Origin of the sequence: Mesorhizobium sp. M1A.F.Ca.IN.020.06.1.1 (assembly GCF_004023265.1) — a bacterium.
Taxonomy (GTDB): Bacteria; Pseudomonadota; Alphaproteobacteria; order Rhizobiales; family Rhizobiaceae; genus Mesorhizobium.
In genome coordinates this window covers 1-8,048 of the sequence record NZ_RZSR01000181.1, presented here as the reverse complement: position 1 = coordinate 8,048, position 8,048 = coordinate 1, and the positions used below count along the sequence as shown (strand labels likewise).

At 58.8% G+C, this 8,048-nt stretch carries 11 protein-coding genes; 6 read left to right on the top strand and 5 right to left on the bottom strand.

All coding sequences use genetic code 11. From position 1 onward, the window contains the following. From EOA60_RS10870 to EOA60_RS10860, 3 genes are all read left to right on the top strand, one after another. Positions 1-756 (top strand): autotransporter domain-containing protein (locus tag EOA60_RS10870; RefSeq protein WP_128311345.1); only part of this gene is annotated, 756 nt, incomplete at its 5' end. 25 nt (positions 757-781) lie between these two features. After that, positions 782-982: a hypothetical protein gene (locus EOA60_RS10865; RefSeq protein WP_126057638.1), complete on the top strand. Its 201-nt coding sequence runs from the start codon at positions 782-784 to the stop codon at positions 980-982. Next, positions 979-1,194 (top strand): hypothetical protein, encoded by a 216-nt coding sequence (locus tag EOA60_RS10860; RefSeq protein WP_126057639.1) that lies wholly within the window; start codon positions 979-981, stop codon positions 1,192-1,194. Before EOA60_RS10865 ends, EOA60_RS10860 begins: the two co-directional genes overlap by 4 nt. A 210-nt stretch (positions 1,195-1,404) precedes the next feature. Here the strand turns inward: EOA60_RS10860 and EOA60_RS10855 are convergent, their stop codons facing one another. The 3 genes from EOA60_RS10855 to EOA60_RS10845 form a co-directional block, all read right to left on the bottom strand. After that, a complete protein-coding gene (locus EOA60_RS10855) occupies positions 1,405-2,118 on the bottom strand; it encodes a hypothetical protein (RefSeq protein ID WP_091599555.1) in 714 nt (237 codons plus the stop codon). Between the two features lies 1 nt (position 2,119). After that, on the bottom strand, positions 2,120-2,629 hold the full coding sequence (locus tag EOA60_RS10850) for a DarT ssDNA thymidine ADP-ribosyltransferase family protein (protein ID WP_127323370.1): 510 nt from the start codon (positions 2,627-2,629) through the stop codon (positions 2,120-2,122). Positions 2,630-2,784: 155 nt separating this feature from the next. After that, positions 2,785-3,888 (bottom strand): ISNCY family transposase, encoded by a 1,104-nt coding sequence (locus EOA60_RS10845; RefSeq protein WP_126057641.1) that lies wholly within the window; start codon positions 3,886-3,888, stop codon positions 2,785-2,787. Positions 3,889-4,156: 268 nt separating this feature from the next. On the opposite strand from EOA60_RS10845, the gene EOA60_RS10840 reads away from it, so the two are divergent. After that, positions 4,157-4,657 (top strand): invasion associated locus B family protein, encoded by a 501-nt coding sequence (locus EOA60_RS10840; protein WP_236473430.1) that lies wholly within the window; start codon positions 4,157-4,159, stop codon positions 4,655-4,657. A gap of 72 nt (positions 4,658-4,729) precedes the next feature. On the opposite strand, the gene EOA60_RS10835 is transcribed toward EOA60_RS10840, so the two are convergent. Continuing rightward, on the bottom strand, positions 4,730-5,008 hold the full coding sequence (locus EOA60_RS10835) for a peptidase dimerization domain-containing protein (RefSeq protein WP_091599544.1): 279 nt from the start codon (positions 5,006-5,008) through the stop codon (positions 4,730-4,732). Positions 5,009-5,681: 673 nt separating this feature from the next. On the opposite strand from EOA60_RS10835, the gene EOA60_RS10825 reads away from it, so the two are divergent. Together EOA60_RS10825 and EOA60_RS10820 are read left to right on the top strand one after the other, a co-directional pair. Then, positions 5,682-5,909: a hypothetical protein gene (locus tag EOA60_RS10825; RefSeq protein WP_126057642.1), complete on the top strand. Its 228-nt coding sequence runs from the start codon at positions 5,682-5,684 to the stop codon at positions 5,907-5,909. Positions 5,910-6,275: 366 nt separating this feature from the next. After that, positions 6,276-6,842, top strand: a complete 567-nt coding sequence (locus tag EOA60_RS10820) for a sugar O-acetyltransferase (protein WP_091599538.1) — start codon at positions 6,276-6,278, stop codon at positions 6,840-6,842. 307 nt (positions 6,843-7,149) lie between these two features. Here EOA60_RS10820 and EOA60_RS10815 read toward each other — a convergent pair whose 3' ends face one another. Continuing rightward, entirely contained in the window at positions 7,150-8,043 is an 894-nt protein-coding gene (locus tag EOA60_RS10815) for an SIR2 family protein (RefSeq protein ID WP_091599535.1), read from the bottom strand. Positions 8,044-8,048 lie beyond the last annotated feature (5 nt).

Sequence of the window (8,048 nt, the reverse complement as noted above, 5' to 3'; positions counted from 1 at the left end):
CGCCTCGACCGCTCGACGGGAGGCTTTATTGCAGGCGGCGATGCGGCCATCGGCGAAAGCTGGCGGCTCGGGCTTCTTGCCGGTTATAGCCATACGTCCATCCATGTGGATGATCGCGCCTCCTCCGGCTCAGGCAACAATTATCACCTCGGGATCTACGCTGGCACGCAGCGTGGCCCTCACAGCTTCCGTTCCGGCCTTGCCTATACGTGGAACCGCATCGAGACCGGCAGGTCGGTGGCGTTTCCGGGCTTCTCCGACAGCCTTTCGGCCGATTACCATGCCGGCACGTTCCAGGCTTTCGGCGAACTCGGCTCTCGACTGGATACAGCTTCCGTATCTTTCGAGCCCTATGCGAACCTAGCCTATGTGAACTTCAACGCGGATGGCTTCACAGAGCATGGCGGTGCCGCTGCGCTTTCCGGAAAAGACCGGTCGAGCGACACGACATTCACCACGATAGGGCTGCGCGCCTCGACCGCTTTCCCGCTTGGTTCCGTCAATACAACCGCCCGTGGCGGTATCGGCTGGCGTCATGCGTTCGGCGATGTGGTGCCTGAAACGGCGCTTGCCTTCACAGGCGGCTCATCCTTCGCCGTGGAGGGAACGCCAATCGCAAAGAACGCTGCCGTCTTCGAAGCTGGTATCGATGTCAACCTTACCGACAAGGCAACCATCGGGCTTACCTATAAAGGTCAGCTTGCCTCGGACGCGCAGGAGCATGGCTTCAACGCCAAACTCAGTGTTCGGTTTTAATCGCCGCAAGGGAGGGCGATATGTCATGCCCGATTCCAGCAGCGAACTGACAGCCATCTCTATTGAAAGATCTTATCGCCTTGCAATGGCCGACCATCCTTCGGCCATTGCTGCTTTTGCTTTCCGGAAGGAGTGTTTCGTGAACAAAGTAATTCTAATTGCGATTTGGCAGGGTGCCTTTCTTTCGCTGCCGGGTGCAGTACGTCCGACGGCGGCAACTGGGTGAAGGACGAGACGCCGCGCAGTGCTGCCCAGCAGGACTACACTGAATGCAAGTATCAGTCGGAAATGGCGACGGCGACGATCGGAACGAATAGCCGCCCGAAAACGATGACAGATGCAATCGGGGACGGTGTCGGGGATCGTATCGTCAAGGGTATGGAACAAGGCAATCTCGTCAAGGATTGCATGAGAGCCCGCGGCTACACTCAATCCTGACAGGCAACTCATGGGCTTCCGCCGCTATCGAAGGGATTGTAAAGGACGCGTCGATCTTCGAGAAACGAGGAAGCGGCGTACGATTTCTGTCTCTGAGGGGCTGGGGTCCGACCATGACACGCCGAAGACAGGTGTACTGATACCGGTTACCCGGCGTGCGGTCTCGGCAGTGACCTTGCTGCTCTAGCGAATAAATTGCGCTACTGCCTGCTAGCCGACCCTAAGTCTGGCCTGCTTCAAATGAGGTTGATGCTCGGTCGGCCGAAGCGAATGAGCAGCCATCGCGGCAATGAAAACCTCGGGCGTTTTTAGGTAGCGCTCCAGCTTGTTCTCCCTCATGAGCACTACGAACAGAGCGCACGTTTTCGCCTGACAATTGACCGACTTGGTAGGGTTGAACTCTATGTCAGTGAAACCGGCATACCGCATTTCGCCGTCCACTCGATTTTTGAGCCATACACGGTGAGGAAAGATGGCATTGAGATAAAGCCAATCGTAGAACACGGTCGTGGGTTCTAGCGGGAACTCGAAGCCGTCGAATTTGAAGCCCACCAGTGCGCCGGATTCGCGGAGTCGTGGCTCGCGCTTCGCATCGCGCGGTTCAACCTCGTACAGATCGGTGTACGGCCCGCCACGCTCGAATACCTTACTTCCCTGAAAGGCGTTCTCCAGCGGTATCTCGCCGATGCTGGTCCTCACGCGCAGGTGAAACGCGCTAAGATGCTGGCCGGCGACTTCATCAGACTTGCTAGACACTTCTAGCAGCGGCGCATATCCGGCTTTCTTGGCGGCCTCATGCAGCGACCGTATATTCTTCTTCTTCTGAACCTCAGCGAAGCCACCGGCCCACGGAATTTCGAAATCCAATCGCCTGACGTAACCTTCGTCCTCGGTTGCAGGGATAAAGACTGGTCTCTCAGCCATTCTAAATGTTCCTTATTAAGCCCAGCAGAATGACATGGGGAACCAACACCTCGTATTTCTCCGCCTGAGTGAGACGCGCCTTAATCGCCGAATCCTTCCAGTCCGTTCGGGTGTAAAGTATCTCAAAATCGATTAGCGGTTCAGCCTCTCCGATAGGAATCGATTCGACGCCAGCTTTGTTCGCGACATCGTTGGTAAAACGAACACCCGTGAACTGCATTACCGAGGAATGTATTTGCAGAAAGATCGTGTCCGTAATCCTCCCATCCTGCCGGGCAACGTACTCCATCGGATGGGTGCTACGAAAGCAAAGGTGGACGTAGTTGCCCATTCCCTTCAACGCGTCGGCGTCACGACTCCATTCATTGCCGCCCGGTGCCGGAACCTTGACCTTCTTCTGGTCAAGCTGCGCGAGTGGATAGAGTCCTCCCATTTCTTTAATCACCGGCAGGTTCCTCCGGTCGGTGAAGTGATAGAGCAGCGGCACCTTATCAAGAGTATCAATTGCCATGTTCCCCTCCGTCGCAGGCCGGTAGCAGCCTTGCCCCACACGGGTGGAATCTTACGGCAGTCATCGTCCGAACGCCATGATCCGAGGCGAGGTGTTCAGATTGGCGACGTTTCTCAATTGTTCTATACGATTAAAATAGAATTCTACATCGCCAACTATGGTTCGAAATCGTCGTGCACGGCAGCTCCACAACGATCATCATCCCGGATCGGACTGTGCGGGAGCTGCAATCGCAGCCGCGCGAAGGCGACCGTGTTGTCACGAGCAACGACGCGCTCCTCCTCGATGCACAGGATCTGGGCCAATTGCTGCGGGTCGGCGGCGACAAAGGCACTGTCTTCAACCGCGGCGGGCCTGGCGAAGCGGGCATTGTGAGCCGGCAGATAGGTCTGTGCGACGAAGCGGTTGGCGGCCTCGATATCAGCCATGCCGGCCAGTGCCAGTTCCCTCGGCAGTCGGTCCTGCAAGGTTGAGAACATCCGCTCGGAGCGGCCCCTGGCTCCAGGCGAATAGGCTGGAATATGTTCGATGCCGAGCCGCTCGAGCGCCCGACCGACCTGGGTCATGCGAATCTTGTCGACAGCCCCGCCCGCCTTGAGCGTCACGAAATAGTGTCTGCCACGATCGCTGTAGAGGCTTGACGGCAATCCCTTGGCGACAAAGGTCTCCAGAAGTCCCTGGAAGCTCGACGCCGTGCCTTCCTCCTCGATCAGAAAGGCCGAATAGATCGTGCTCGTCGCATCGTCCATAGTCACGATCAGATCCAGCATCGGCCCACTCGCCAGCCACTGATGACGGCTGCCGTCCTGGTGTAGCATCATCCCTTCGCACGGCTTCCTTTCCCGCTTGCGCCGGTGAGCACCGCGCCGCTTGGCCCGTTCCACCAGGCCCGCCGCGTGAAGCTGCGTCTTGATGAAGGTGTAGCCCCAGCTGAAATCGTGATCGCGCAGCAGGTGCTCGTGGAAATGCTTCACGTTCCAGCCAAGGTAGCGATGGCGATAAAGCTCCAGCATCTCCTCGATCGCCTCCACTGGCACCCGGCGCGTCGAAAGCTTGCCCAAACGCCGGTCCAGCAACCCAGCCTCCCCGGCCTCTTCGTAACGGTCGCGATAACGCCGAAATTGCCGCTCCGACATGCCCAGCAACTCGCCTGCCTCCATCATCGAGAGATCGCCGCCAGTCCAACGGCTCAATACGTCCCGAAACTTCTGTATTCTCCGTCCTGGAGCCACGCTGCCCGCTTCATCCCCAGCTTCCATTCGCTGGCGATGAAACCGGACAACTCCTGTGCTACCTAATCCGGACAAATCATGTGCTTACGACACGCCGGAGCGGAACGCTTGCCTGCGGCATCGCGGTCGGGTAATTGTTGCAGATACGTCGGCCCGAAGATCGGCATCGATTTTCGGGCCGACGCGTCGTTTCAATCGGATAGAGCGCCATTCTCGCCTCGAAGGCACGCGCGGCGCTCCACGACAAGGGGGCAACGGAGCTTTGCTGATGTCGGATTCGTCCAGGATTTGTGCGGTGGCCGCGGCCACCCTCATGGCGCTTTCCGCGTCGTTGGCAGCTCAGGAAGCCGGGCTGCCGGGCGGTGCTTCCTCGCTGAAGGAGACCTATGAGGACTGGGATCTCTCCTGCCAGGCCACGCCGACGCTGGTATGCGCGGCTACCTATCAGCAGTCGCAGCAGAACGGACGGCGCCTGCTTGCGGTCGAATTGGGCAAGGGGCAGGAGGACGGCATTGCGGGCAATCTCGTCCTGCCCTTCGGCCTGCAACTCGCCGTCGGCGCGACGCTTCAGGTCGACGATGGGCAAGCGGGCAAGCCGCTGCCCTTCTCGACCTGCCTGCCCGCCGGCTGCTTCGTGCCCCTCAGCTTCGACGCGAAAGCAGCCGCGTCGCTGCGCACGGGCACAACGCTCAAGGTCACGGTTAAGAGTCTCGACCAGAAGGATGTGCCCTTGTCGGTTTCATTGAAGGGTTTGACGGCGGCGCTGGACAGGTTGAAGGTGCTGCTCGGGGCTTAGATTGGGGGCTGGCTGGCTGATGATCTCGGTTGTCACTTTCCTTTGTTCCACTACGGCTTTTCGACATTTTGGTCAGATAATCCCCACGCGCGAGAAGCGCGCGGTCTCGGCCTGAGTGATCTCGGGCGGGCGAGTGGCGCCCGACGCTTCCGACTCCGCGGCAGCGATCCGCTCGATCGCCTTCTTCACCTTTGCACGAACATTCTCGTCGAACGTCCGTACACTGACCTTGAGGAGGGTCTCATCCGGGATTACGTCGTACTTTGTCCCCGCATTGATCGCGCCCACCTTTACAATCATCGCGGCTGTCCTGAGGGAGAGAAGAGTAATGATGCGCAGAACGTTTCTCATGGCGGGCGTGTCCCTGTCTGCCGTAGCGGTCGGCAAGTCCTTAGCCGCGTCGGTATTCCTCGACTACACACAGGAGCAACTGGATACGGCGTATGACCAGTCATTCTGGGCGCCGCGGATGGCGGAACTGGAGGAAGGCGATGGCATCGCCAGCGCCGAGGTCCGGCGCGCGATGCCGCCGCGTCCGGCAAAATACGGTCCAGATGCCAGAGATCTCATCGATGTGTTCGCGCCTGGGATGCCAAGGCCGCCCCGGTCCTGGTCTTCATCCATGGCGGTGCCTGGACCCGAAACACTCGCGAGGATGCATCCTATCCGGCCCCGACCTTCGTTTCGCGCGGGGCGGCCTATGCCGCGCCTGACTTCGGCAGTGTGAAAACGCTGACGCTGCGACAGATGGTCGAGAATTGCAGGCGGGCGGTGGAGTGGACGATGAAGAATGCCGCCAGTTTCGGCGGCGACCCGAACCGGGTGTATGTGGCGGGTCATTCTTCCGGCGCGCATCTGGCGGCCTGCGTCCTCATCACCGACTGGACGGAGCGCAGCCTACCGGCGGATGCCCTCAAGGGCGGCTTGCTGATGAGCGGCATGTATGATCTCTATCCGGTGATGCTTTCCTCGCGCAGCAGCTACCTGCATCTGACGGAGGGGGGAAGAGGCGGAATTCAGCCCGATGCGCCATCTCGACCGGATCACCTGCCCGATTGCCGTCGTGTCAGCCGACCAGGACAGTCCGGAGTTCAAGCGCCAGTCCGATGTGTTCGGTGAAGCGCTGCGCGGCATGGGGAGATTGGCCAGTCGAACGATAGCCTTCAACGCCAACCACTTCCAGGAACCCGAGCATCTGAAAGACCCCGACACTGAAGTCAGCCAGGCGGCGTTCAAGCTGATGGGGATCTGACACGGATGTGTTGCAAACTCTTCAGCTAATGGGATTGTTAGTTTCGTACAAAACGATGCACTTTCTCAATCTTAGAGGGTGTTTGGGAATTAAGTATTTCGGCGTTCGAGCGCGTTGCGCCGCGCTCATGGCACCCGTTGAGATGGGCATGAAAGTGAGTTCGACCGCTGGACAGTTGCCGACTTCGTCAGGTATTGGCCCTGCGACCGGTTGATCTGCGATATTTCCAAAATTCGCAGAAGTTGGTCGAGACGAAACTGTCGCCCCGGCTTGACCACGCGCCCGGCAGACCGAGTTACAAAGTTGCCGAGGCAGTTTGATGTGCGTTCCTGCATCACTGCACGGGACACGACCTGACGGGAGACTATGATGCGTAGCCAGAAAGAAAAGATGCTCGCAGGCGAGTTTTACAATGCGGCGGATCCGGAGATCCAAGCTGACCTGTTGGCCACCGGGGCTTGGCTCAAGCGGTACAATGATACGCTGGGGCAGACCACGGAGCATTGGCATGAGCTTTTGTCCGAGCGGCTGGGAGAGGTTGGGCGCGGAACGGTCATCCGTCCGCCCTTTTTTTGCGACTACGGATTCAATATCCGCATTGGCGCCAATGCCTACATCAACTTCAACTGCGTTATTCTTGACGTGGTAGAGGTCAAAATCGGGCAAGGAACGGCAATTGGGCCTGCCGTGCAGATTTATACCGCCGATCATCCACATGATGCCGAGCAGCGACAGGCCGGCCTGCAGGTCGGGCGTCCTGTTCGCATTGGCAGCCGTGTCTGGATCGGCGGTGGAGCAATCATTCTGCCTGGCGTCACGATTGGCGATAATGCGGTCGTAGGCGCTGGCAGCGTGGTCACACGCGATGTTCCCGCCGGGGCAAAGGTAGTGGGAATTCCTGCTCGCGTCGCCAACCCACATAAACAGGCATAATCAACCTCCTTGACCCTGGAGGTGCATGCGAACTGTCGAAACTGTGCCAAATTTCTGCCGAAGCCATTGAGCGCTGCATATCTTGTCGCGGTTCGGCTCGGGCGCTTCAGTTCTTTTGCCACGGGTGTCACAAAATCATGTGCGTAATGCCGCCGCAACGTGCTCACGTCCCGCAGCAGCGGGCCCTTTCACATGGCCCAACGAATTCAGAGCCTCCGTTGTGCTGCCAGTAGCATTACTGCTCAGATGTATTCCCAACTGAGTTTTCGCCCTTGGAGGCAAGCGACTCACCAGCAATCGCCGGCCATTAATCCTGGCTAGCATCGACCCCGACGAGGCGAGCCGCGGCGTTGCCGATCGGCATGTCGATGACCGTGATTGCGCCTTCGGCAAGGAAACGACGTTCGTTTCTGGTCAGCGTAGCCGAATCGATCACCGCAAAATGTGGGCCAGTGGAGCGCTTCATCATCTGTCTGGCATATGTGCGCAGCATCTGATCGTTGAAGCGACAGCCAACGAAGAAAAAGCCCCGGTTGACGCGCCGTTGCTTCACCACGTCCGGGATCGGCGTCTGGATATCAATTTCGGTTAGGACTTCGACGTAATCGGAATCAGCCACGAGGAAGTTTGCGGCCGGCCTGACGCTGCCGTGCGGCGCATAGAGCACCGTCCTTGCCACTTGTTCGGCGTCGAGTTCTGTTCCTGACAAATCGTAAGTTCTCGTCCAGATGTTACCAATTCCGGTCGCTCGCGTGGTTCCTTGTATCTCGACAACGTCTGTTTGGCCGGCCTCTGCAAGGGCTGCCCGCATGGCGCCATCGTACCAGCTGTCGATGATGACAGACAGTTGAAGGGTTGCGAGCCAGGCGTGAAGAACGGTCGGCTCGGCGGGGGCTGCGAATATCTCCGCCATCCACGCTTGAAGAGTCCGACGATGTCGGCGCTGCTCGATAAACTGCGCGACCGACCACATATTGGTGCGAATCCTGGAAGGGGCAGGCGCCCGCTTGTTGAGCGCCGCGGCGACATCTTCAGGGGTGCAAGGTGCAGGTGATTCCGGCGTGTTAAGCTGCAGAAGACCAGGACCGAGATAGGGGATCACTCGATCGGCCTTGAGAGCGCCCTTCAGCAGGTCAATCAGCTTTTTGGCAAAACTGCCCCGGACGACGACGAGATGGTCCCAGCTCAGCATCGTGTTCATACGCG